Raw genomic sequence first — 24,255 nt, 5'->3', positions numbered from 1 at the left:
TTCTGCACGGACTGCTCACATATTTATTTTTTCAAGGTCACGTGCAACGCACCCGCAGCGTGCAGCAAGAGCCAAGCCGCCTGCGACCAGCGGTGCTTATATGCACATTGCACATGCTTCTAACTGTTGGTTGCAAGCCACTACCTAGAATCCGTCGCTTCCACCGCTGCGCTGGCACGTGACTGCCGCCAGAACACAGCGTCCCCATTGATATGCCGGTACGTGGCCCTGCCACGGAACCGGTCCGCATTCGACAGGAGATCGCATGCCCCACTCTTCCTCCTTTGCCGTGCGCACCACCCTGTGGCTGGCTGCTGCACTGCTCGCTCCTGCAGCACTGGCTCAGACCACTGCAACCAACCCTTCAGTGCAGGATATTTCCGTGATTGCAGGGACCTGCGCCAACTGCCATGGCCCTGATGGCAAATCCACGGGCGTGATTCCTCAGCTGCGTGGCGTCAATGAACAGCATCTGCTGACCCGCATGCAGGCCTTCAAGGCTGGAACGGCAACGGACGCTACCGTCATGACCCGCTTGATGAAGGGCTATGACGATGCCCAGATTCAGGCACTCGCCCAATGGTTCAGCAAGGAGGCCAAATAATGTCTTTCAATCGCCGTAGTGTTTTAACCGGCGCACTGGCCGGCGCTGCCAGTCTGTCGCTGCCCTCCATCGTTCGCGCCCAGGGCGGCGCGGCCCATGTGGTCGTGGTCGGTGGCGGTTTTGGTGGTGCCACTGCTGCACGCTACCTCAAGGCACGTGCACCCCAGGTGCGCGTGACGCTGATCGAGCCTGCGCCCATCTTCTACACCTGCCCCTTCTCCAACCTGTATCTGGCAGGTCTGCGCACCTGGGACAGCATTGGTCACAGCTACGACGGTCTGCGCAAGGCTGGCGTGGAAGTCATTCAGGCCCGTGCCGACCATGTAGACACGGCCAAGCAGCGCGTGCTGCTGTCCAATGGCCAGGCGTTGAGCTACGACAAGCTGGTGCTCTCGCCCGGCATCGACATGCGCTGGGGTGCCATTGAGGGCTATGACGAGGCCGCCTCGCTGCTGGCCCCCCACGCCTGGAAGGCTGGTCCCCAGACCCTGCTGCTCAAGAAGCAACTCGATGCCATGCCCGATGGCGGCACCTTTGTGATGTCCATCCCTGCCAACCCTTTCCGCTGCCCGCCTGGCCCCTACGAGCGCGCAGCCATGGTGGCGCACTACCTCAAGCAGCACAAACCCAAGAGCAAGATCCTGCTGCTGGACAGCAAGGACAGCTTCTCCAAGCAGGGCCTGTTCCTGCAGGGCTACAAGGCGCTGTATGGCGACATGATCGAGTGGGTCAAGCAGTCCGACGACGGTCAGGTCGTGCGTGTGGACGCCAAGAACCTCGAAGTGGAAACTGCTTTCGGCACCAAGCACAAGGCCAGCGTGCTCAACGTCATTCCACCCCAGAAGGCTGGCGTAATTGCCGAGCGTGCCGGTGTGGTGGATGCCAGCGGCTGGGTGCCCATCAAGCCTGAAAGCTTTGAGTCCGCACAGGTCAAGAACGTCTATGTGCTGGGTGATGCGACACAGGCAGCCCCTATGCCCAAGTCTGGCTTTGCAGCCAACACGCAGGGCAAGGTAGCAGCCGCTGTCATTGCAGCAGAGCTGACCGGCAAGCCCCTGCCGCAGGCGGCTTTTGCCAACACCTGCTACAGCCTGATCGGCACAGCCTACGGCATCTCCGTGGCCGGTGTGTACCGTGCAGATGGCAGCAAGCTGATTGAAGTGCCAGGCTCCGGCGGTGTGAGCCCTGCCAATGCCGATGCCGCCTACCGCAAGGCAGAAGCAGACTACGGTGCCGCCTGGTACAAAGCCATCAGTACCGATATCTGGGGAAGCTAAGCGCCTTCCCAGCCCCCTGCGCACGCGCACAAGCCTCGCTCCTTACAGGTGCGGGGCTTTTGTGCATCTGCCATGCCAGGGGTAGCATCCAGACTGTTTGAGGAACCCATATGTTGCTGTGGTATTCATTTTTCTTTGGTGTGGTGTTTGGTGTGGCTGCACGCTGGGGCCGTTTCTGTCTGCTGCGCGGCATTCGCCAGCGCATGGGACAAGACCGCAGTGAAGCGGCTGGCGATGCGCCCGCTCTGCAGGCATTTGCCCTGGCGGCTGCCGTGGCCCTGCTGGCTTCGCAAGGCCTGCACCTGGCAGGCATCATTGATCTGAACAACGCACAGATCGTGCGCCCCGGCTTTTCCTTTGCAGGTGTGCTGCTTGGCGGCGCCATCTTTGGGATTGGCATGGTGCTGGCCAATGCCTGCGGCGCTCGCTCTCTGGTGCTGATGGCGGGTGGCAATCTGCGCTCACTCATCACCGTGGTGTTTCTGGCGCTCGGTGCGCAGGCCACTCTGACCGGCGTGCTTGCGCCGCTGCGCCAGTGGCTGCAAGGCATTGCACCTACAGCGACAGAACATGCCACGCTGCACCAGCACATGATAGAAAAAGGGCTTTCAGCGCCCGTCACATATGCGCTGACAGCTATGATTCCTGCAGCACTGTTGCTGCTCTATGCTTTTTACCGCCCCGCCCTGCGCCGCAGCCCTGTGCAGCTGGTGTGTGCGCTGCTCATCGGTGCTCTGGTAGCCGTGGGCTGGTGGATCAGCGCCACGATCGAGGTCGATCCTTTTGAGCCTGCCAAACTCAACTCGCTCAGTTTTATCGCCCCCATCTCCGAAACCCTGCTCTACACCCAGGTGGCCGTGGGCCGTGACTTTGCCCCCATCTCTGCCATGGTGCTGGGTGTACTGGCCGGTGCCTTCATCACGGCTTTGCTGACCCGTACTGCACGCTGGGAGGGCTTTGACAGTCCTGCACATCTGGCCCAAAGTGCGCTGGGCGGCTGGCTCATGGGCTTTGGCGGCGTGCTGGCTGTGGGCTGCTCCATCGGCCAGGGGCTGACAGGTATCTCCACCCTGGCCTGGGCCACGCTGCCAGCCGTGCTGGGCATTGGCCTGGGTACGGTGGCTGCGCTCAAGCTGCTCCCCAGAAAGGCGGCTTGAAGGAGAGTCAAACGCTGTGCCATGCGTGTATACCTGCATGAGCTTATGGCTAAAACATCTAGAATTCGTAACAGACAGCTCTGCTTGTGCCGCGTGTCGGCTAAGAGGGATTCCTCCCATCCGTGCCTGTGTGACCACGTCACACCTCAACGCTCAAGCCCGTCCTTTTGAGTTTGTTGGAGTGCATGGGATGTGGCTTCTGCCACATGCAGAAGCCATACATATGTCGCTCGGTTCCGCACTGTCTGGCGGGACCTGCACACAGCGGCATTGCATGTTCGCTTCCCTTTGCTCTTGATGCCACCGCAAGTCTGTGGTGGCGCAGCAGGTCAGCGCTGGTCTTGATGAAGCGCCGCCGGGGAAGCACACAGCTCCTCCTGCGGTTTTGAATTTACGACTCGGAGGAGTTTTCCACCATGCAACGTCGCCATTTTCTGATGACGCCCCCTGCCATGGCACTGGGTGCAGCTGCTGCGGCTGCCCCTATCGCCACACTGGCTGCCCCCACCATCATGACGCCCCAATCGCGCATCCTGCCCCGTGAAGGCAAGGGCCCCCGCATTGTGATCTGCGGTGGTGGCTGGGGTGGCCTGACGGCTGCACGCTACCTGCGCGAGCTGATCCCCCATTCCGACGTGGTGCTGCTGGAGCGCAACCCCACGTTCTGGTCGGGCCCCATGAGCAACAAGTGGCTGATCGACATCGTGAACACCGATTTCGTCAACCACGACATGCTGCACCCCGCCAACAAATACGGCTACAAGCTGCTGCAAACCGAGGTCAACGGCTTTGAGCGCGACAAGAAGCTGGTGCGCACCGCCCACGGCCTGATCGAGTATGACTACCTGATCCTGTCCGGCGGTATCCGCAACGACTACGAAGCCTGGTTTGGCAACGACCAGAAGGCCATCGACTACACACGCCGCCACTTCCCCAACGCCTACATCCCCAATCAGGAGATGCTGGCGCTCAAGAACAAGGTCAAGAACTTCAAGGGTGGCACCCTGGTGATGACCCTGCCACCACCACCCCACCGCTGCCCTCCTTCGCCCTACGAGCGCGCCTGCCTGATTGCCTGGCACATCAAGAAGAACAACATCCCCGGCAAGATTCTGATTCTGGACCCCAAGCCCAAGATCGCCCCCATCGGCATGGGCTACAAGCAGGCCTTCGAAGAGCTGTACCCAGACATCATCACCCACGTGCCCAATGCACGCGTGCAGGAGCTGGACCCCTTCAAGAAGAAGATCAAGACTGCCGCTGGCGAGTTTGACTTTGACGATGCCATCCTCATGCCTCCTCACCAGGCCGCAGACATGGTCTGGTGGGCCGATCTGATCGGCAAGGATCCCATGACCGGCAAGCCTACGGGCTGGGCTGACATGAACAACCGCTACTTCACCGCCAACAGCGATGACAGCGTCTACTTTGTGGGTGACCTGATGGGCGCCATTTCGCCCCAGTTTGGCCACTATCCCAAGAGCGGGCACGTCGCCAATTACATTGGCAAAATCGTCGCGACCAATATTTCCCAGCGTGTCGCAGGCAAGGAGGTCACTCCGCTGCTGCCTGACAACCTGTGCTACATGATGGTCAATGGTGATCCACAGGAAGAAATTTCGGTAAAGTTCGAGTACGAAATCGATCCCGCAACCGGCCACGTCCACCAGACCCAGATCGACATGGATGTGCGCACGCCCGACCTGGTCAAGGAAGACTTTGCCTGGATTAACACCAAGTTCAGCGACTTCCTCGGCATCTAACACGACATGAGCACAGCAGCTTCTCACCCCCTGACACGCCGCCGCCTGGTGGCAGGCGCTGCGGCGGCAAGTGCCGCATTGGCCCTGCCCCATGCGCTGGCACAAGCCCCTGCCAAACCTGCGCTGGTAGGACCTCTGGCCCCCAACCCTGCGGAATTCAAAAAGACGCGGGAAGACTTCATTGGCAAGGCCACACCACAGGCTGAAGGCCTGCACGTAGATATTCCCGTGCTGGCGGACAACCCTGGTGCTGTCCCCGTCAAGGCCAAGATCACACTGCCCATTACCGAGCAGGACTGGTGCGAGGAGATGATCGTGGTGGCCGAGCTCAACCCCACGCCGCTGTCGTGCCGCATGTATTTCTTTGCGGATACAGGTACTGCGGAAGCGGCCGTGCGCATTCGCCTGAGCCAGTCACAGACCATCTATGTGCTGGCACGGATGAAAAGCGGCACCGTGCTGCAGGCCAAGCAAATGGTGACGGTGGCCGCCAGCGGCTGCGGCATGTAAGAAGGAGTGGTGATGAGCAGCATGAGCAAACCTGCCCGCGTCTGGGTCAGCAACGAAAAGCCCAAGGCTGGCGACATCCTGCGCGTACGCGCACAGATGGAGCATGTGATGGAAACAGGCCTTCGCACCGACCCGGCCACCGGCCAGATCCGCCCCCGCCACATCGTCAAGCACTTTGAGGCCAAGATGGCGGGCAAGCCCATCTTTGTCTGGGACCTGGGCACCTCCATCTCGCCCAACCCCTACATTGAGTTCACCTTCAAGGCCCGCGAAAGCGGTGAGCTGGAGCTGCTGTGGGTCGACGACCATGAGCAAAAGCTGGTTGCCAAGAAGACCATCACGGTCAGCTAAGCCCAGCACATCAAAACCAAAACAAAGCCCCGCAAGCTACAACACCTGCGGGGCTTTTTTATGCATCAAATTGGCATCTAACGCTTATCCAGCAAGCGCTGAAAGCTATCAATTTAACGACCGTTATACCGCCCAGGGCGGTGGCTCACCGCCAGAAACACCCCCATCACCACAGCAGCGAGAATGGACCAGAGCACGCGGTCCAACGGCACGATCCACAGCGCCAGCGCCACGACGATGCAGTCAATCACCATCTGCACCTTGCCTGCGCGCAGGCCGTACTTGTCCTGCAGGTAGAGCGACACAATGGTCGCCCCGCCCAGGCTGGACTTGTGTCGCGCCAGAAACAGCACGCCAGCGCCCATGAGCAGACCGCCTGCCACAGCGGCAAAGGCAGGGTGCAGATAATCGATGTGAATGAAATGCGGCCCAAATGCCGTAATCAGCGACAGCATGGCCACCGAAGCAAAGGTCTTGATGGTGAACTCTTTACCAATGCGCTGCCAGGCAAACCAGTAAAAGGGCAGATTGATCAGAAAGTAAATCGCGCCGAATGACCAGCCCGTGGCGTAGTGCAGCACAAAGGCCAGACCGGCGGTACTGCCGGTGAGCAGGCCAGCCTGGTTGAACATCATCATGGTGATGCCCACAAACAGGGAACCTGTAAACAAGGCCTGACCATCTTCGTATTTGCCATGCCGTACCACCGGCATGGCCGCAGAAGCGGGCGCAGAAGAAACAGAAGAACTTAGCTCAGACTCGGAAGGGGTGGTGCTCATGCTCATGGCGAATACCGGTTTGGGGCGATGCCAGCTTGTGGCCACACCGCCTGGATCTATGCAATAAAGGCTCTAGCAATCAACGTGCCACAGTCACTCACATACGAATGACGGGCGCCTTGCACACAACGCAGCACCTGGCAAAAGCGCTGACACACCTTGTTGCAACGCAGCAATTACACCATGTTCCCCTGGCCGCAAGGTATGCGGCCAGCCACATCAGCGGTCGCCCTGTGGCCTTTTAAAGCGGCTGGCCGTGTGCTTGACCGTACCGCTGGCACCAAAAGTGACCGTGAACTCCATCTCCTGGTTCGGTGGGTCGATCCAGTTCCAGTCCCAGTCCGTTTCCTGCTTGAGGTTGTAGGTCATGCGCTGCGCTGGCTTGCCCAGCATGCGGCGCACCTGCTCCTGCGTCATGCCGGGCTTGATCTGCTCAAACACATGGGGCGCAACCACCTGGCGCAGCGCTGTCATCACCCCATCCGGGCCAATGGTGATCATGTAGTTCTGGTGGCCCATGGGCTGGCGCGGATACTCAAAAATGCGTGCGCCACCTGGCTCTGGCCAGATGGTTTCCGGTTCACCAAAAGCCTTGCGTACATCGGCTTCCGTGGAAAGCCCCTCTTCCAGGGCATTGATGCGCTGCTGATCACAGGCCACCAGCCCCAGCAAAGTTGTGGCTACGGCAGCACATGCCGCAGTAATTCGGTGAAAAAGCTGCATGAGTAATGTCGGGGGATAGAATCTTCAGTCCTGAGAGGTTAACAGTCCATGTCCATTTTTGCTCGCCCCCACTACACATCCGATACCACCGATTTTCTGAACCAGCTCAAGCAGGCCAAGCCCGAGCTGGAAGCCCAGCAGCTTGCAGGCCGCTCTCTGCTGTGGGACAAGGAGGTGAACTACGAGGCTCAGGCACAAGCTGCCAAGGCCAACGTTCCCCAAAAGCCCTACGTGTACCAGACCAATAACTAAAGGCACATTATTGGTGTTTTTAGTGCCCAGCCCTTGTCTATCAAGCGCTGGGCGCTCTTCTTTCTAAAGCCGCATGAGCGAAAGTTCCACCGACAACGCCAGCACCAAGCTGCCAGATACCGCAGCCTCGGAAGACCCGAACCTGATGCCCGAAGTGGTCGATCAGGTAGCACTGGCGCGCCTGTACGGTGAACCACTGTTCAAGCTGCCCAATGACCTCTACATCCCACCCGATGCGCTGGAGGTCTTTCTGGAGGCCTTTGAAGGCCCTCTGGACTTGCTGCTGTATCTGATCCGCAAGCAGAACTTCAACATCCTGGACATCCCCATGGTGGCGGTGACGCAGCAGTACCTGCAGTATGTGGAAGAAATCCGCAGCCGCAATCTGGAACTGGCAGCGGAATATCTGCTGATGGCAGCCATGCTCATCGAGATCAAGTCGCGCATGCTGCTGCCGCCCAAGAAAAAGGAAGGCGAGGAAGAAGCCGAAGACCCGCGCGCTGAGCTGGTGCGCCGTCTGCTGGAATACGAAAAAATGAAGCTCGCCGCGCAGCAGATCAATGAACTGCCGCAGTACGGGCGTGATTTTCTGAAGGCGCAGGTCTATATCGAACAAAGCCTGCAGCCGCGCTTTCCCGATGTCAGCCCGCTGGACCTGCGCTCTGCCTGGCGCGACATTCTCAAGCGGGCCAAGCTGGTGCAGCACCACCGCATCACGCGCGAAGAGCTCAGTGTGCGCGAGTACATGAGCCACATCCTCAAGCAGCTGCAGGGCAAACGCTTTGTACCGTTTGAAGACATTTTTGAGCCCGAAAAAGGGGCCACGGTGCTGGTCGTAACCTTTATCGCACTGCTGGAGCTGGGCAAGGAAACGCTGATTGAAATCACCCAGGCCGAAGCCTACGCACCTATTTACGTGCGCCTGGCCTACCGTCCTGCTGAAACCAGCCCCGTACTGGATGCCGAAGCCACCCTGTACGAACAGGACTGAATCCGCCTCCTTTGAGACACTGCCACTCAGGCACAATGTGCTCTATCAAGCTTTTCCTTGAGGAGATACACCATGCCCCATATGTACGTGGAATACAGCAGCAACCTGCAAGGCGTGAACGAAGGCGCACTGATGGATGCGCTGAACCAGGCGGTCTGCCATCACCCCACCGTCACCGACGAGGCCGACGTCAAAACCCGCATTGCCAGCCAGAGCAACTACCGCATTGGCCTGAACAGCGCGGGCCGCGCCTTTGCACACGTGGAACTTCGCCTGATGGCAGGCCGCACGGCCGAGGTCAAAAAGGAACTCTCGGACCGCATTGCGGCTGTGCTCAAGACGCAGATTCCGGCACAGCCTACTCTGGATGTGCAACTGAGCGTGGACATTGTGGACATGGACAAGCCCAGCTATTTCAAGGGCAAGCTGTAAGCTAGCCACCACCAGCCATCCAGCTCACGGTAGGCTGTCGATTGCTGGCCCTACTTGCCGAGCATCAGCACTATCACCATGCCCCACAGCGTCAGCAAGGTGTTGCTGACGGCATAAGGCACGGTATAGCCCAGCATGGGTACATTGCTCTTGGCCACATCTGCCACCATGGCCACGGAAGCCGTGCTGGTGCGAGCACCACCACAGCAGCCCAGGTTGATGGCTGGGTCAAAACGGAAGATGTACTTGCCAATCAACGGGGCCAGCAACATGGGAACGCCCGTAGCAAACAGCCCCCACAGGAAGATTTCTGCCCCCACCTGCTTCAGCCCCGCAATAAAGGTCGGCCCCGCTGTAATGCCTACCACGGCGATAAAGATGTTCAGTCCCACGGAGTTCATGAACCAAAGGGTGGAGCTGGGGACGGTCCCAATCTTGGGGAAAAAGCTACGCACCCAGCCCACAACCAGTCCCGCAATCAGCGCACCACCTGAAGAAGACAGTGTGATGGGCACGCCCTCTACCGGCACCACAATCGCGCCCAGCAAGCCTCCAATGGCAATCGCCAGCCCGACCAGCACCATGCTGGTCACATCGGTGGGACGGTCGGCATAACCAAACTCTTCGGTGATCGCATCCACATGCTTTTGCGTGCCACGAATGCTGACAATATCGCCGCGGTTGAGCTTGGTCTGAGCCAGTACGGGAATGTCCACCCCCATGGAGCCCCGGCGGATGCGGGTGACATAAATGCCCCGAGCCACCGAGCTGTTGGCCAGATCAATCAGCGTCTTGCCATCGGCACGGCTGCTGGCCACATAGACATCCACCACCTCGATGGGGATGTTCAGCAACTCGGCATCTGAAACCTCTGTCGCACGCGAGGCCCATTCCACCAGAGCCTCATGCTTGCCAGATACGGCGACGATGTCGCCGACCTGCAGCACCGTGTTTTCATCAAAGGCAATGATCTTGCCGTCACGGCGCAGATTCTCCAGAAACAGGCGCCCGTTGGCATTGGCCTCAGCTTCAGCCACGGTCTTGCCGGCAATCAGGCCCGGCGTTTCCAGCCGGAAAGCGCGGATGATGTACTGCTGCCATGCAGTGTGCAGATTACCCTCCGCGTTGCCCGCAGACATGGCTGCCTCGTAGCGCTTGCACTCCTTCACCAGATCCACGCCAAGCAGTTTCGGGCCGATAAAAGCAATGATCCAGCCAGTGCCCACGGTACCAAACAGATAGGTCACGGCATAGGCCACGGGAATCAGGTCCAGCTGTTGCTGCACCTGATCGGGCGTCAGATCCAGCTTGCCAATGGCATTGGTCGCCAGGCCGATGGATGCCGAGATCGTCTGCGCACCTGCCAGCAAACCTGCCGCCAGTCCTGGTCCATAGCCAGATACATAGGCTGCGATATAGACCGATAACAAGCACAGGCAGGAAATCACCACCGCAAAAATGGCCTGTGGTATTCCATCATTGGCAATGCCCCGCGCAAACTGCGGGCCCACACCAAAGCCCACGGCAAACAGGAACATGACAAAGAACACGGACTTGATCTGCGCGGAGATCTCAATGTCCAGCTGCCCGACCAGCACCCCTGCAAGCAAAGTGCCTGTCACCGCTCCCAGACTGAAGCTACCCAGCTTCAATGCGCCCACCCAGTAACCCATGGCCAGGGTCAGAAAAATTGCCAGTTCCGGATGGGCTTGCAGTGTCTGCACCAACCATTGCCACATATGCATCATGGCTGACTCCCTCAAGATTGCGATCTCGGCCATGCCCACAGCATGTCGGGGCATGACCCTGTCAATGCGTGACTAAGCTTTGGCCCCACCTGCTTCTGCGTCCTCCAGACGCAGCACCTGCAGCCCTCGGCTGGCGTCATAGCCATGGACTTCCTGCACATCCAGCTTGCGCATGAAGGAAATGGTGTCTGCCGCGATCACCTGCCCCGGCACCAGAATCGGGAAGCCCGGTGGATAGGGAATGACCAGCTTGGCAGAGACCATGGGCGGCCCCTCCTTGAGACGGTGGTCACACTCCTCGCTGTTCAGCGGCACATATTCGATATTGGAAGGCTCCCAGCTCAGGAAGAAGGCACGGCGGATGTCGCCTTCCACGGCAGGCTGCCCACCCACATCGCTGCGGAACGCAGCATGGAAATGGCTGAAGTTAGGCAGCTCCGGCACATCACGCATCAGGCTGTCCACACGTGCTGCAAAGCGCTGACGTTCAGCATCACTGGCGTGCTCCAGATGGGTTTCAATCTCGGTCGCCAGCTCCAGCAGCACGTGGATGAGCTGCGCCACATCGCTGCGGGTGTTGTTGATATTGGACTGCAGCAGCACCGAATTGCGCGAGGTCTTGTTCAGCTGTACCCCGAAGCGGTCGGCCAAAATGCCCTTGAACTGGGTGCCATCAAAGCCCGCTGTGCCACACACCAGGGTGATACGTGTGGGGTCGAGGAAGAACTCATCATCACGCAAGGCAACCACCGCATCGCTCCATACCGTGCCAGGCTCCAGAAAATCCTTGAAGCCGCTGGCGCGAAACTCCGCAGGGATCATTTCATCTGCGCCCAGCACATGGAAGTACTTGGAAATCAGCGGGTGATGGTTGATCTGGTAGCGAATATCCAGTGCCACCTGAATCGCGTTATTGACCAGCCCATAGCCTTCCAGCTCCATCTGACGGCGTGCCAGATCCAGCGAGGCAATCAGCTGCTGGTTAGGGCTGGTAGTGGCATGGGTAAAGATGGCTTCGTGCAGCTGCGGCTCAATCGACTCAAAGTCCACATCCTTGACCAGCACCATGGAGCCCTGGCGAATGGCTGACATGGACTTGTGCGTGGAGTTGGTCTGGTACACACGCAGTCGCACCTGGCGTGGGTCTGGCACCAGGCGGGTATTCAGCAAAGTCTCCGTGGAAGGGTTCGTCCCCAGCTGGGCCTGCTGTGCTTCATAGGCAGCCAGTGCCTCTGGCGTCTTGAGCCATTTTTCAATACTGGCCGCTCCGCCCATGGCCGTACGAGGGCGCAGAAAAGGTGACCAGTGGGCAAAGCCAAACCAGGCCTCATCCCACAGAAACACCAGATCCGGCTTGATGGCCAGACACTCTTCCATGACACGGCGAGTGTTGTAGACATGACCATCAAACGTGCAGTTCGTCAGGTCCACCGCTCGCACACGGTCGAGCTTGCCTTGGGCCTTGAGTGACAGCAGGGCCTGCTTGATATGGCGCAGCGGCACGGCCCCGTACATGGAATAGGCCTTCATGGGATAGGCCTCGACGTAGTACGGCTGCAAGCCCCCCAGCACCGCACCATAGTGGTGGGACTTGTGACAGTTGCGGTCCACCACAATGATGTCGCCCGGCTTGGCAATCGCCATCAGCACCATCTTGTTGGAGGTGCTGGTGCCATTGGTCACAAAAAAGCAGTGATCAGCCCCGAAGGCGCGCGCGGCCTTGTCCTGTGCATGCTTGATATTGCCCTTGGGCTCGAGCAGGCTGTCCAGCCCCCCCGTGGTGGCAGACGACTCTGCCAGAAACAGATTACGGCCATAAAACTCGGCCATATCCTGGATCCAGTCAGACTTGAAGACCGATTTGCCTCGCGCAATAGGCAGCGCATGGAAGGTGCTGATGGGCCGCTGCGCATAACGCTGCAGATTGTCAAAAAACGGGGTTTCGTAGCGCTGGCGAATGCCTTCCAGAATGGACAGGTGCAGCTCAATCGGCTCTTCCACCGCATACAGCACACGGCGCACATGGGTAGAGCGTGGGTCGCTGGCAATGTCCTGCGGCTGGCGGTCCGACATCAGATAAATGTCCAGCTCCGGCCGGTGCTCGTTGATGGCGGCAGCCAACTGCAGACTCAGGTGTTCATCATCGATCTGCTCCACCACGCCCAGCTCACGCATCATGCGATCGAGCTGTGGCACAGGGTAGTGGCTCTTGAAGCCAATGCCTTCAAATATCACCACGGCGTTGATATTGCTGTTGCTCGCAATCGCACTGAAAGCATCCTGAAAACTGCCCACCACCACGGGCTCGTAGATGAACTCGTCCTGATCGCGCCGCTGGGCACGCAGCAGCTGCACGTTGCGTGCCACACGGGGGCTGTCTGCTGGGGCCACAATCAGCACCTCAAAATACGGGCGATGTGGGCCATGCTGGGCCGCCCCCGGCAACTCTGCCCTGGCCTGTGACAGATCTGGGTTGACCTCCCACTCGCGCGCGTCTTCCTTGTAATAGTTGGCCACGATGGAAAACGAAATCCGGCTGGCCAGCGCCACAAATGCCTCTTTCTGCCCAGCATCCAGATAGCCTTCCAGCGCAGTCATCAGCTGTGGGCCTGGGTATGCATGCAGGGTTTCCACGGCGCGCAGCAGGGTCAACGCGTTTTTGACGTCCTGTCCCTCTGCCTTGCCTGTCTGCCACCTCCGTGCAATAGCCAGCAACTCCCGCCAATGGTCTGCGCGCAAACCACTAACGGCAAAAATCTGGTCAATAAACATGCGGCTGTCTTCTCTGGACGTGCTCATAAGGGAACTGCTTTCGAGGGGAGAGGAAGGTCGGTGTGGAAACTGAAAATGTCCGCACTGCCCCAATACCAAGACTTCCTCAAGGCTGGAAGCAGCAGCGTGAACATCCCATCGTGCCCAAGACTGACACCTCGCATCGCTCACCCATTTCGCACAAACATGCAGGCGGCGACTACCACCCTCTGTCATCCAATGACGTACAAGGACCAACTTGAAACGTGCATGCAGACACCCGCTTGTGCAGGGAGATCTGGCACAGCCATGCCTAGGGATTGCGTGCATGAAGGCCAGAACCTGGACATCAGCACCTTGTCCGCAGTTCAGCCAAAGCCTTGCTGCGGACAAGTCACCAAGTGAACGGGCGCTTTACGCAATCTGCAGTGCTTTGAGCAGGGACAGGCGCTTTGGGCAAACAGTTCTGCCTGATCCTGCAATATCTGGATGGATGCCACATCCATGGGTAACCCGGTCATTTCGCGCTGTTGGCTGACGGGCGTGAGGCTCTGTGCACAATGCCTGTTTTGCAAAAATGCAACAAAGCCATTTGTTTTTCGCCGCATTGCGCTCTTGATTTCTTGTCCGCTGCAAAGCCTTGATACATCTGCGCCAAAAGCTACTGTTTTATGACTTCACGCCCTCTGTGCCCACACTGCCTGCGCCCTGCCAGCGCCTGTCTGTGCAGCTGTGTGCAGCCCGTGCACAGCCGTGTGCAGCTGCTGGTGCTGCAGCACCCCATGGAGGCAGGCCACGCCAAAAACACGGCGCGGCTGCTGCATCTGTGCCTGCCTGGCAACAGGCTGGAAGTGGGCGAGGTATTTGATGCCGATACCCTGCAGGCACTGCTGCATGCCCCATGGCCGGAGCAGGCCAGCAATGCGCAGGTGCGCGCCATCCTGCTCTACCCGCCTACGCCGCCCGACCCACAGCTGCCCGTGGTGCAACCGCCGGAGCTGCCTGCCCATTGGCTCACTCAGCCAGAGACTTTGCGGCTGGTGGTGATTGATGGCACCTGGCGCAAAAGCCGCAAGATGCTGTATCAGAACCCTGGGCTGCAGCAGCTGCCACGTCTGTCACTGCTGGATGTGCCAGCCGGTCGCTATGCCATACGCAAGGCACACGCACCGGGGCAGCTATCGAGCTTTGAAGCCGCCGCCCTGGCGCTTGCGCAATTGCATGGCTGGCAAGCAGACAGCCACCCCATGCAGCAGCTGATGTGCAGTTTTGAGCAAGCCATGCAGCTGCACCAGCGACTGCAACACTTGCCTGCGCACGCTGACTAGCACTGGTAAGCCGCAGTCACCACACCCTGTACAGGATGCAGCGACAGACTGTCACAGCGCAGACGCAGCACTGCCCCCTGGGCAAACTCCAGCTCCATGGTGACCACGCACAGCAGCTCACAGGGCACAGGCAGCTGCTGGATGCGCTGGCTGGCATGCAGCACCACCCCGCGGTTCAGGCGCCCCATGCAAGCTGCAGGCTCTACGGTTTCCCATGGTTCCACGTTCTCAGCCTGGAGCAGCAAGGGGGCCCAGACGGCATCGGCACGCGGGTCCTGCGCATCCCGCAGTCTGGCTGCGGCAAAGCGCAGCTGCAGGCGACCTTCTTCCCAGATGCATTGGGCCACTTCGGAATCGGCAAACTCAAAGTACATGCTGCGCCTCCTGTTCGAGTGCATCCATCAGCCAGTCCACTTCAGGCACAGCTGGCCGGTGCATGGGCAGCAGCATATGGACTTGAAAAGGAATCGAAAAGTCCAAAGGTCTGAGGATCATGTCAGCGTCCACGCAAGCTCTGGCCGTCAGCGGGTTGACGATGGCCACCCCCAGACCATGGCGCACCATGGCGCACACAGCCACTGCACTCAGCGTCTCCAGCAGCATCTTGCGCTGTACACCAGCGCGTGCAAACACGGAATCGATCTTGAGGCGGTACGGATCATCCCGCGCCAGGCTGATAAAGGGCTGGCCCTCAAAATCACGCGCACTCAGCCGCTCTCTGGCCGCCAGTGGATGGCTGGCAGGCAGCACGGCCACTTCGTCCATGGCAGGCAGGTGAACCATGCGCGTGCCCGGCGGTGTGTCACCGCTTTCGGTCAGCCCCAGATCAAAGCGCTGGGCGCTCATCCACTCCTGCAACAGCGGGCCATCCTGCGTGGCCACGCTCACTGCCACCTCGCCATGCGTGCGCTGCATGCGCGCCAGCGCACCGGGCAGCAGCGCGTGGCTGAGCGCTGGCATGCACAGCACGCTGATGCTGGCCTGGTGCGGCTGACCCAGCGCCATGGCGTGCTCGACCACGCGGTCCAGCCCATCCCAGCTGCGCTGCACCTCATCCCACAGACGCAGGGCGCGCGCCGTGGGTTTGAGCCGCCCCTGCACCCGCTCGAACAGGTCATAGCCCAGCAGCTGCTCCAGCCGCGCCAGTTCACGGCTGATGGTGGGCTGCGAGGTAAACAGCATCTGCGCCGCGCCGGTTGCGCTGCCCGCAAGCATCAGGGCACGGAACACTTCGATATGACGATGACTGATGCGCTCAGGGTTGGGCGGGAGATTTCGCATGGGCATGGTGCAAGCATAGCCAGAAGCGACGGCTTCAGAGGCGGAATCCTGCACAAGACTCTTGCGCAAGCATTTCATATAAAAAATGCTTCCAGCGCTTGATACATAAGCGCTGGCAGCTCTCTTTTTTAAACTAACCGCTCAAGCCTGCCAGTTCCAGACGATCTCCTGCACCTGCAGCTTTCTGGGAATGATGCCCAGGGCATGAAAGCTGTCTGCCAGCTGCTGCTGTTGGGCCACATGCGCAGTGCTGATGGGCTGCAGGTCCAGATTGGCACGACCATAGGCTGTGCGCCACACCTCGGGGTCCAGGCCCGTGTCCTGCGAAGCAAGCTGCACCAGCTCATCCCGGTTGGCGCTGGCCCAGTGTGTGGTCTGCTGCAGGGTCTTCAGGATTTCCGCCAGCAGCGCCCCCTGCTTCTGGGCAAAGTCGCGGTTGGCCATGTAGTAGGACGAGGAGGCCAGGCTCGGCTGGGTGATGGTGTCCACCAGCGCCCGTGCGCCATAGCGCTGCTGGGCAATCGCAAAGTACGGATCCCAGACCACCCAGGCATCGACATTGCCGCCAGCCTGATGGCCGACCACGCGGCCAATCTGCTGCAAAAAGCCTGGCTCAAGGGTGAGGCACTCACCGCCGAAGACCGTGCCGAAGTGGCGATTGCCGTGTTTGAGGCCAAAGTCATCGCCCACCGCACCAGCCTGTTCACGACCCAGGAAATCTTTGACGTGGTCGGCGCACGCGGCACCCATGCCGATCTGGGCTTTGACCGTTTCTGGCGCAATGCACGCACGCACACGCTGCACGATCCGCTGGACTACAAGCTGCAGGTGCTGGGCCAGTGGGCCGTGTATGGACAGGTACCTTCCGGCGCGAACTACAACTGATGGCCGCAGAGTTTCTGGCCTGATTCATATCAGAAATGAATAACAAATAGAAAAACAAGCATTGGACTGCATGCATCAAAACCGTGAAGATCCGGGCAGTGATTCACCATAACTGCTGCCAGCGCTTGTCCATCCTGCGCTGGCAGCTATGAGATTTGTAAAGCCATGTCCTGCTCCTTCTCCCCTGAACAACTGTGGAACCTGGCCGACGAGTTCGGCACCCCGCTGTGGGTCTATGACGCTGCTGTCATCCGCGAGCGCATCGCCCAGCTCAAGGCTTTTGACACCATCCGCTTTGCACAGAAGGCCTGCTCCAACATCCACATCCTCAAGCTCATGCGTGAGCAGGGCGTGAAAGTGGACGCGGTCTCGCGCGGTGAAATCCTGCGTGCCGTGGCAGCAGGCTATGTGGCCGGTGGCGAGCCTTCGGACATCGTCTTCACCGCCGATGTGATGGACGAAGCCACCCTGGCTACCGTGGTGGAGCACAAGGTGCCCGTGAACGCTGGTTCCATCGACATGCTGCACCAGCTGGGTGCTGTGTCCAAGGGCCACAGCGTGTGGCTGCGTATCAACCCCGGATTCGGTCACGGCCATAGCAACAAGACCAACACCGGCGGCGAGCACAGCAAGCACGGCATCTGGCACACCGACCTGAACGCCGCACTGGACGCCATTGCCCAGCACGGCCTGCACCTGGCGGGCCTGCACATGCACATTGGCTCTGGCGTGGACTACGCCCACCTGCAGGAGGTGTGCGGTGCCATGGTGTCTTTGGTCAAGCGCACCAAGGACCATGGCCACGATCTGCTGGCTATCTCTGCGGGTGGCGGTCTGTCCATTCCTTATAAGGAAGGTGACGCCCGCATCGACACCGAGCACTACTTCGGCCTGTGGAACGAGGCACGCAAGCAGGCCGAGGCCATTGTGGGCCACAAGCTGGGCCTGGAGCTGGAGCCCGGCCGTTTCCTGGTGGCAGAGTCCGGCGTGCTGCTGGGCACCGTGCGCGCCACCAAGAGCGCGGGCAGCAACCACTTCATCCTGGTCGACACGGGCTTTAACGAACTGATGCGCCCCAGCATGTACGGCAGCTACCACGGCATGCACATCCAGCGCCGTGGCGTGGGCGTGCTGCCAGCCGCCAAGGACAGCGTGGTCGCTGGCCCGCTGTGCGAATCCGGCGACGTGTTCACGCAGGGTGACGGCGGCGTGGTACTGCCCCGCGCGCTGGGCGATGCACAGGTGGGTGACCTGCTGGTGATCCACAACACCGGCGCCTATGGCTCGTCCATGTCCAGCAACTACAACACACGCCCACTGGCCGCGGAAGTGCTGGTCGATGGCGACAAGGTGCAGCTGATCCGCCGCCGCCAGACCGTGGAAGAGCTGCTGGCACTGGAGCTGAGCCTGTAAAGCCCATCCGTGCTGTGCATGCAACAAGGGAGCCGAAAGGCTCCCTTTTGTTTTGATAGCTGCTAGCGCTTGCTTCATAAGGACTTCAGAATGATTTTTATCTGAAACCCTTGTTTATCCAGCGCTGGCAGCTTTGCTTTTTATAGCTTTTCGTTTTTGGGGTCGCGCCCCATCAGGCGCTGCACCGCGTCCTGGGGTGTGAGTTTGCCGTCCAGCAGATCGACCACGGTCGCGGCAATCGGCATCTCCACGCCCACGGCCTGCGCGCGCTGCACCACGGTGCGGGCGCTGTAGACGCCTTCAGCCACATGGCCCAGCGAATCTACGGCCTGCGCCAGCGTCATGCCCTGCGCCAGCAGCAGGCCCACTTTGCGGTTGCGCGAGAGATCGCCCGTGGCAGTGAGCATCAAGTCGCCCAGTCCGGACAGGCCCATAAAGGTTTCCGCCTTGGCCCCCAGTGCCACACCCAGCCGCGTCATCTCCGCCAGACCGCGCGTGAGCAGCGCGGCACGGGCGTTCAGGCCCAGCTCCAGACCATCGCACAGACCTGCGGCAATTGCCATCACGTTCTTGACCGCGCCGCCCACTTCCACGCCCACGATGTCCTCATTGGCATAGACGCGCAATGCGCCGTGATGAAAACCATCCAGCAAGGCCTGGCGCACCACCGCATGTGCGCTCGCTGCGACCAGACAGGTGGGCTGCGCACGCGCCACTTCCTGCGCAAAGCTGGGGCCACTCAAGGCACCGGCCAGCAAACCAGGCGCTACCTGGGCACAGACTTCATGCGGCATCAGGCCCACGCCGCTGCTGCCTGCTGCCACCGCTTCAAAGCCCTTGCACAGCCAGGCCACGGGTGCGCTGACCTGTGCCTCGGCCAGCGTCTGCAGCGTGCTGCGCAGCGCAGACATGGGCGTGGCAACAATGATGAGATCCATGCCCTGCACCGCCTCGGCCAGCGGTGCGGCGCTGACCTGCAGCCGCTCGGGAAAGGGCATGTGCGGCAGATAGCGGGCATTGTTGCGCGCTGCCTGCATCTCCTGCACCTGCTGCGCATTGCGTGCCCATAGGCTCACTTGATGGCCTGCAGCATGGCGTGCCGCCGCAATGGCCAGGGCCGTGCCCCAGGCACCGGCACCAATCACAATCAAATTCATAGCTACTAGCGCTTATCTATCAAGCCTTAGAGGCTAAAAAGGCATAAAAAAAGGCCCCTGCAAAGGGACCTCTTTTGTAGCATGCACCGGGCACCGCCAGATAACAGCTTACTGCACCGAACCTTCAGCCTGTGCAGCGGCAGCGGCGTTCTGCTGCTCGTACATGGCCTGGAAGTTGATTTCGGCCAAGTGCACAGGAGGAAAACCAGCGCGGGTCACGATGTCAGCCACGTTGCCACGCAGGTAGGGATAGATGATCTGGGGGCAAGCCACGCCAATCACGCCACCCATCTGCTCTTCGGGGATGTTGCGGATTTCGAAGATGCCAGCCTGCTTGGCTTCCACCAGGAACAGGGTCTTGTCCTGAATCTTGGTCTGCACGGTGGCAGTCACAGCCACTTCAAAAATGCCTTCGGCCACGGGAGTGGCTTCCACGCCCAGTTGAATGTCCACATTGGGCTGCTCCTGCTGCAGCAGGATGGCGGGCGAATTGGGCTGCTCCAGCGATACGTCCTTCAGGTACACACGTTGGATTTGGAAAACAGGGGTTGCTTGTTCGGACATGGTCTCGGTCTTTCTTTCGCTTGGATGCAAAGCGTGCATTCATAAAAAGGCCCACTGTGCAAAGCTGCAGCAGCGGGCACTTCAGCAAACATTATGCAGGCTAAAGACCTGCACCAACAGATCAGGCGTTGAGCAGGGGCAGCAGCTCGCCCTTGGCATCCAGTGCGATCAGATCATCGCAGCCACCCACGTGGGTGTCGCCAATAAAGATCTGGGGCACGGTGCGGCGGCCTGTGATCTCCATCATGTGTGCACGTGCTGCGGGATCGCTGTCGATGCGGATTTCTTCAATCTGCTCCACACCCTTGGACTTGAGCACCTGCTTGGCGCGCACGCAGTAGGGGCAGACGGCGGTGGTGTACATCTTCACGGCTTGCATGGAAGTCATCCTTTTCTTTTGCAAAAACAGCGCCCACAAAAAAGGGGCCTCTTAGACCCCTTAATGGTAGGACAGTTGGAGCAACCCAGCTGTCTTAAGCCTTTGTCACAGGCAGGCTGGCTGCGCGCCAGGCCTTCATGCCACCGGCCAGTGCTTCGGCCTTTTCATAGCCCAGCTTGCGCACCTGCTGCTGCGCACGCACGGCACGCGCACCGCTTTCGCACACCAGAATCACAGGCAGTGCCTTGTTCTTGGCCACCTGCGGCAGACGCTCATCGAGCTGCGACAGCGGAATGTTCTTGGCATTGGTGATGTGGCCCTTGACGTACTCTTCAGGCTCGCGTACGTCCACCACCACGGCTTTTTCACGATTGATCTTGATGACCGCATCGTTGGGTTGCAAAGAGCCACTGGCAGCGCCCTTCAGCGCAGGCACCAGCAACAGGCCGCCCGACACCACGGCCAGCAAAATCAGATACCAGTTTTGAACAATGAAACTCACGACAGTCCTTGGGTAAGCAAAGCATGCAATTCTAGAGGCACAGGCATCGCCCCTTGCAATACCCTTAACAGCACGAAAAGCCACAGCCTAAAATAGCGAGCTTTAGCCTTTTCCCATTTGTGTTTTTGCTCAGAAAGAAGCCATGTACAAGCTCGTGCTGATCCGCCACGGTGAGTCCACCTGGAACCTTGAAAACCGCTTTACCGGCTGGACCGATGTGGACCTGACCGACACCGGCATCGCCCAGGCCAAGAAGGCAGGCCAGCTGCTCAAGGCCGAAGGTTACGAGTTTGACGTAGCCTACACCTCGGTGCTCAAGCGCGCCATCCGTACCCTGTGGCTGGCACTGGACGAGATGGACAGCACCTGGCTGCCCGTCAACAAGAGCTGGCGCCTGAATGAGCGCCACTACGGCGGCCTGCAGGGCCTGAACAAGGCCGACATGGCCAAGCAGTACGGTGACGAGCAGGTGCTGGTCTGGCGCCGCAGCTATGACGTTCCTCCTCCAGCACTGGAAGCCACCGACCCACGCAGCGAACGCGGTGACCGCCGCTACGCCGATCTGCAGCCCGAGCAGATTCCACTGACCGAATGCCTGAAGGACACCGTGGCCCGCGTCGTGCCTTTCTGGACCGAAACCCTGGCCCCCCAGATCCAGTCCGGCAAGCGCATTGTGATCGCCGCCCACGGCAATTCCATCCGTGCGCTGGTCAAGTATCTGGACAACATCGCAGATGACGCTATCGTGGGCGTGAACATCCCCAACGGTATTCCACTGGTGTATGAGCTGGACGAAAACCTCAAGCCCATCCGCCACTACTACCTGGGTGATGCCGAAGCTGCCGCCAAGGCTGCCGCTGCCGTAGCGGCCCAGGGCAAAGCCTGATTTTGTAACACCCTACATGCCTGCGGGTGGTTGGGGCGACGTCCCATCCCCGCAGCAACTGCCACGTGTATATTTGTGACGCTGGTATAAAAGTAAAGTCTCTATGAGCCAAAAACTCAAAATCGCTGGATGGGTCTCGCTGGGCGTGCTCGCAGGGGCATTAACCACGGTGTCACTGCAAACCGTCGCACGCGGCGGCATGACGCCTCTGCCGCTGGAAGAGATTCAGCAGCTGTCCGCCGTCTTCAACATCATCAAGTCTGATTATGTGGAGCCTGTGGACGACAAGAAGCTGATCACCGATGCCATCTCCGGCATGGTGTCCAGCCTCGACCCCCACTCTCAATACTTCGACAAGAAGGCCTTCAAGGAATTCCGTGAAGGCACCACCGGCCGCTTCGTCGGCGTGGGCATTGAAATTACTCAGGAAGATGGTCTGATCAAGATCGTCTCCCCCATCGAAGGCTCGCCTGCCGACAAGGCTGGCCTCAAGAGCGGCGACCTGATCACCAAGATCGACACCACGGCCGTCAAGGGTCTGTCCCTGAACGAAGCCGTCAAGCGCATGCGTGGCGAGCCCAACACCAAGGTGGAGCTGACCATCTTCCGCAAGGACGAAAGCCGCACCTTCCCCGTCACCATCACGCGTGAAGAAATCAAGACCCAGTCCGTCAAGGGCAAGCTGGTCGAGCCTGGCTACGCCTGGGTGCGCCTGAGCCAGTTCCAGGAACGCACCGTGGATGACTTCGTGCGCAAGATCGAAGACATCTACAAGGAAGACCCCCATATCAAGGGTATTGTGCTGGACCTGCGTAATGACCCCGGTGGACTGCTGGACGCTGCCGTGGCCATCTCTGCGGCTTTCCTGCCTTCCGACGTCACTGTGGTGAGCACCGATGGCCAGCTGGAAGAAAGCAAGGCCGTATTCAAGGCTTCGCCGGAGTACTACGCACGCCGTGGCAGTGACCCGCTCAAGCGCCTGCCCACAGCCCTCAAGGATGTGCCCGTGGTCGTGCTGGTCAATGAAGGCTCGGCCTCTGCCAGCGAAATCGTGGCGGGCGCTCTGCAGGACCACAAACGCGCCACTATCATGGGCAGTCAGTCGTTTGGCAAGGGCTCGGTGCAGACCGTGCGTCCGCTGGGCCCAGATACCGGCCTGAAGCTGACCACAGCCCTGTACTACACCCCTAGCGGCAAGTCCATCCAGGCCAAAGGCATCGTGCCCGACATCATGGTGGATGAAACCGCGGAAGGCGATGTCTACGCCGCCCTGCGCATGCGCGAGTCCGATCTGGACAAGCACATCGGCAATGGCGACCCCAAGGCCGAAGCGGAAGCCGTAGCGGCCCGCGAAAAGCTGCGCGAAGAAGCACGCAAGCGTCTGGAAGAAGATGCGAAGAAGCCGGTTTCCGAGCGCCGTCTGCCCGAGTTTGGCTCGGACAAGGACTTCCAGCTGCAACAGGCACTGAACCATCTCAAGGGCCTGCCCGTGAAGGTCAGCAAGACACTGAGCGAGCGTCCTGAAGAGAAAAAGGACGAAGACTAAATATTGATAGCAGCTAGCGCTTGCATGGATTGACCTTCAAGATAAAAGCATTCTGAAATCAAGCAAATACAAGCGCTAAAAGCTATTTATCTAATAGCAGCCGGGCCCTGGATGCCCGGCTTTTTGCTTTGGAGAACACCGTGAACGACGATCAACTCCTGCGCTATTCGCGTCACATCCTGCTCGATGAAGTCGGCATCGAAGGCCAGCAGGCTATCCTCGATGCACATGTACTCATCATCGGCGCTGGCGGCCTGGGCTCGCCTGCCGCGCTGTATCTGGCGGCCTCTGGAGTGGGGCAAATCACCATCGTGGACCACGACCAGGTGGACATGACCAACCTGCAGCGCCAGATTGCCCACACCACGGATCGTGTCGGCCAGCCCAAGGTGCAGTCAGCTGCGCAGGCCATGCACGCCATCAATCCTGATGTGCAGGTGCGCTGCATCCAGGAACGCGCCACGCCCGAGCTGCTGGACCAGCTGGTCGCCCAGGCCACGGTGGTGCTGGACTGCTGCGACAACTACCAGACCCGTCAGGCGGTCAATGCTACCTGCGTCAGGCACCGCGTACCGCTGGTGGCCGGTGCGATCATTCGTTTTGATGGCCAGATTACGGTGTTTGACCCCCGTCAAACCACCTCTCCGTGCTACGCCTGTCTGTTTTCCCCGGACGAAAGCTTTGAAGAAGTGCAATGCTCCACCATGGGCGTTTTTGCACCGCTGGTCGGCATCATTGGCTGCATGCAAGCTGCTGAATCTTTAAAGATTATTGCCAACATCGGTAATTCGCTTGCAGGAAAGTTGCTTATGCTGGATGGTAAAAGCATGGAATGGTCAGTCATGAAAACCAGCCGGAATTCTGACTGTCTGGTATGCAATACCCATTCAATGCATTTACACAAGTAGGAGTAGGACTACATTACCCACCCTCTGATCTATGCACAATGACTTTCTGCCCAAAAATACTCCACTCT

Annotated in this window: 26 protein-coding genes; 15 read left to right on the top strand and 11 right to left on the bottom strand. The window is 59.6% G+C overall.

Annotation, left to right across the window (positions count from 1 at the left end; translation table 11 throughout):
* Nucleotides 1-265: 265 nt before the first annotated feature.
* The 6 genes from B5M06_RS09245 to soxZ all read left to right on the top strand — a co-directional run bounded on the left by B5M06_RS09245 (nt 266) and on the right by soxZ (nt 5,662).
* Nucleotides 266-604, top strand: coding sequence for a c-type cytochrome (locus B5M06_RS09245; RefSeq protein ID WP_054065615.1), 339 nt, complete (start codon nt 266-268; stop codon nt 602-604).
* Nucleotides 604-1,881 (top strand): NAD(P)/FAD-dependent oxidoreductase, encoded by a 1,278-nt coding sequence (locus tag B5M06_RS09240; protein ID WP_054065614.1) that lies wholly within the window; start codon nt 604-606, stop codon nt 1,879-1,881. Before B5M06_RS09245 ends, B5M06_RS09240 begins: the two co-directional genes overlap by 1 nt.
* 110 nt (nt 1,882-1,991) lie before the next feature.
* Nucleotides 1,992-3,038, top strand: a complete 1,047-nt coding sequence (locus B5M06_RS09235; protein WP_054065613.1) for a YeeE/YedE family protein — start codon at nt 1,992-1,994, stop codon at nt 3,036-3,038.
* A 416-nt stretch (nt 3,039-3,454) separates the two neighbouring features.
* Nucleotides 3,455-4,801 carry an FAD-dependent oxidoreductase gene (locus B5M06_RS09230; RefSeq protein ID WP_054065612.1) on the top strand — a complete coding sequence of 449 codons (1,347 nt, stop codon included), beginning with the start codon at nt 3,455-3,457 and terminating at the stop codon, nt 4,799-4,801.
* 6 nt (nt 4,802-4,807) lie between these two features.
* A complete protein-coding gene (locus tag B5M06_RS09225; RefSeq protein WP_054065611.1) occupies nt 4,808-5,311 on the top strand; it encodes a thiosulfate oxidation carrier protein SoxY in 504 nt (167 codons plus the stop codon).
* A gap of 21 nt (nt 5,312-5,332) precedes the next feature.
* A complete protein-coding gene (gene soxZ, locus B5M06_RS09220) occupies nt 5,333-5,662 on the top strand; it encodes a thiosulfate oxidation carrier complex protein SoxZ (RefSeq protein WP_054065647.1) in 330 nt (109 codons plus the stop codon).
* Between the two features lie 113 nt (nt 5,663-5,775).
* Here the strand turns inward: soxZ and B5M06_RS09215 are convergent, their stop codons facing one another.
* Both B5M06_RS09215 and bamE read right to left on the bottom strand, forming a co-directional pair.
* Nucleotides 5,776-6,441, bottom strand: coding sequence for a YitT family protein (locus tag B5M06_RS09215; protein WP_417034283.1), 666 nt, complete (start codon nt 6,439-6,441; stop codon nt 5,776-5,778).
* A 219-nt stretch (nt 6,442-6,660) separates the two neighbouring features.
* Nucleotides 6,661-7,164, bottom strand: coding sequence for an outer membrane protein assembly factor BamE domain-containing protein (gene bamE / locus B5M06_RS09210; RefSeq protein WP_054065609.1), 504 nt, complete (start codon nt 7,162-7,164; stop codon nt 6,661-6,663).
* 48 nt (nt 7,165-7,212) lie between these two features.
* Here bamE and B5M06_RS09205 point away from each other — a divergent pair, with 48 nt between their 5' ends.
* From B5M06_RS09205 to B5M06_RS09195, 3 genes are all read left to right on the top strand, one after another.
* Nucleotides 7,213-7,416 (top strand): DUF3460 family protein, encoded by a 204-nt coding sequence (locus B5M06_RS09205; RefSeq protein ID WP_054065608.1) that lies wholly within the window; start codon nt 7,213-7,215, stop codon nt 7,414-7,416.
* Between the two features lie 145 nt (nt 7,417-7,561).
* Entirely contained in the window at nt 7,562-8,407 is an 846-nt protein-coding gene (locus B5M06_RS09200; protein ID WP_240184052.1) for a segregation and condensation protein A, read from the top strand.
* Nucleotides 8,408-8,479: 72 nt separating this feature from the next.
* Entirely contained in the window at nt 8,480-8,839 is a 360-nt protein-coding gene (locus B5M06_RS09195) for a 5-carboxymethyl-2-hydroxymuconate Delta-isomerase (RefSeq protein ID WP_054065606.1), read from the top strand.
* A 50-nt stretch (nt 8,840-8,889) separates the two neighbouring features.
* Here the strand turns inward: B5M06_RS09195 and aspT are convergent, their stop codons facing one another.
* Both aspT and B5M06_RS09185 read right to left on the bottom strand, forming a co-directional pair.
* Nucleotides 8,890-10,587 carry an aspartate-alanine antiporter gene (aspT, locus tag B5M06_RS09190; RefSeq protein ID WP_420809967.1) on the bottom strand — a complete coding sequence of 566 codons (1,698 nt, stop codon included), beginning with the start codon at nt 10,585-10,587 and terminating at the stop codon, nt 8,890-8,892.
* Nucleotides 10,588-10,659: 72 nt separating this feature from the next.
* Entirely contained in the window at nt 10,660-13,386 is a 2,727-nt protein-coding gene (locus tag B5M06_RS09185; protein ID WP_054065605.1) for an aminotransferase class I/II-fold pyridoxal phosphate-dependent enzyme, read from the bottom strand.
* A gap of 623 nt (nt 13,387-14,009) precedes the next feature.
* On the opposite strand from B5M06_RS09185, the gene B5M06_RS09180 reads away from it, so the two are divergent.
* Nucleotides 14,010-14,666 (top strand): tRNA-uridine aminocarboxypropyltransferase, encoded by a 657-nt coding sequence (locus B5M06_RS09180; RefSeq protein ID WP_054065604.1) that lies wholly within the window; start codon nt 14,010-14,012, stop codon nt 14,664-14,666.
* On the opposite strand, the gene B5M06_RS09175 is transcribed toward B5M06_RS09180, so the two are convergent.
* The 3 genes from B5M06_RS09175 to B5M06_RS17440 form a co-directional block, all read right to left on the bottom strand.
* Complete coding sequence (locus B5M06_RS09175) at nt 14,663-15,040, bottom strand: hypothetical protein (RefSeq protein ID WP_054065603.1); 378 nt, start codon at nt 15,038-15,040, stop codon at nt 14,663-14,665. The two genes, B5M06_RS09180 and B5M06_RS09175, sit on opposite strands and share 4 nt — an antisense overlap.
* On the bottom strand, nt 15,030-15,947 hold the full coding sequence (locus tag B5M06_RS09170) for a LysR family transcriptional regulator (protein ID WP_174566359.1): 918 nt from the start codon (nt 15,945-15,947) through the stop codon (nt 15,030-15,032). The genes B5M06_RS09175 and B5M06_RS09170 overlap by 11 nt, the downstream gene beginning before the upstream one ends.
* Before the next feature lie 141 nt (nt 15,948-16,088).
* Nucleotides 16,089-16,532: a type 2 periplasmic-binding domain-containing protein gene (locus B5M06_RS17440; protein WP_240183901.1), complete on the bottom strand. Its 444-nt coding sequence runs from the start codon at nt 16,530-16,532 to the stop codon at nt 16,089-16,091.
* On the opposite strand from B5M06_RS17440, the gene B5M06_RS17435 reads away from it, so the two are divergent.
* Entirely contained in the window at nt 16,521-16,832 is a 312-nt protein-coding gene (locus tag B5M06_RS17435; RefSeq protein ID WP_054065601.1) for an acyl-CoA dehydrogenase family protein, read from the top strand. The two genes, B5M06_RS17440 and B5M06_RS17435, sit on opposite strands and share 12 nt — an antisense overlap.
* A 165-nt stretch (nt 16,833-16,997) precedes the next feature.
* Complete coding sequence (gene lysA / locus B5M06_RS09160; RefSeq protein WP_054065600.1) at nt 16,998-18,245, top strand: diaminopimelate decarboxylase; 1,248 nt, start codon at nt 16,998-17,000, stop codon at nt 18,243-18,245.
* Nucleotides 18,246-18,385: 140 nt separating this feature from the next.
* Here the strand turns inward: lysA and B5M06_RS09155 are convergent, their stop codons facing one another.
* From B5M06_RS09155 to B5M06_RS09140, 4 genes are all read right to left on the bottom strand, one after another.
* Nucleotides 18,386-19,402, bottom strand: coding sequence for an NAD(P)H-dependent glycerol-3-phosphate dehydrogenase (locus B5M06_RS09155; protein WP_054065599.1), 1,017 nt, complete (start codon nt 19,400-19,402; stop codon nt 18,386-18,388).
* Nucleotides 19,403-19,510: 108 nt separating this feature from the next.
* Nucleotides 19,511-19,966 (bottom strand): protein-export chaperone SecB, encoded by a 456-nt coding sequence (gene secB, locus B5M06_RS09150; protein WP_054065598.1) that lies wholly within the window; start codon nt 19,964-19,966, stop codon nt 19,511-19,513.
* Nucleotides 19,967-20,087: 121 nt separating this feature from the next.
* A complete protein-coding gene (gene grxC, locus B5M06_RS09145) occupies nt 20,088-20,345 on the bottom strand; it encodes a glutaredoxin 3 (RefSeq protein WP_054065644.1) in 258 nt (85 codons plus the stop codon).
* A 94-nt stretch (nt 20,346-20,439) separates the two neighbouring features.
* Nucleotides 20,440-20,847: a rhodanese-like domain-containing protein gene (locus tag B5M06_RS09140; protein ID WP_054065597.1), complete on the bottom strand. Its 408-nt coding sequence runs from the start codon at nt 20,845-20,847 to the stop codon at nt 20,440-20,442.
* 142 nt (nt 20,848-20,989) lie between these two features.
* On the opposite strand from B5M06_RS09140, the gene gpmA reads away from it, so the two are divergent.
* The 3 genes from gpmA (at nt 20,990) to B5M06_RS09125 (ending at nt 24,187) form a co-directional block, all read left to right on the top strand.
* Nucleotides 20,990-21,733 carry a 2,3-diphosphoglycerate-dependent phosphoglycerate mutase gene (gpmA, locus tag B5M06_RS09135; RefSeq protein ID WP_054065596.1) on the top strand — a complete coding sequence of 248 codons (744 nt, stop codon included), beginning with the start codon at nt 20,990-20,992 and terminating at the stop codon, nt 21,731-21,733.
* Nucleotides 21,734-21,836: 103 nt separating this feature from the next.
* Nucleotides 21,837-23,279: a S41 family peptidase gene (locus B5M06_RS09130; RefSeq protein WP_054065595.1), complete on the top strand. Its 1,443-nt coding sequence runs from the start codon at nt 21,837-21,839 to the stop codon at nt 23,277-23,279.
* Between the two features lie 140 nt (nt 23,280-23,419).
* Nucleotides 23,420-24,187, top strand: coding sequence for a HesA/MoeB/ThiF family protein (locus B5M06_RS09125; RefSeq protein ID WP_054065643.1), 768 nt, complete (start codon nt 23,420-23,422; stop codon nt 24,185-24,187).
* Nucleotides 24,188-24,255 lie beyond the last annotated feature (68 nt).

The sequence above is a fragment of the Comamonas kerstersii genome, assembly GCF_002056725.1.
Taxonomy (GTDB): domain Bacteria; phylum Pseudomonadota; class Gammaproteobacteria; order Burkholderiales; family Burkholderiaceae_C; genus Comamonas; species Comamonas kerstersii.
This window is presented reverse-complemented; position numbering and strand designations above follow the sequence as displayed.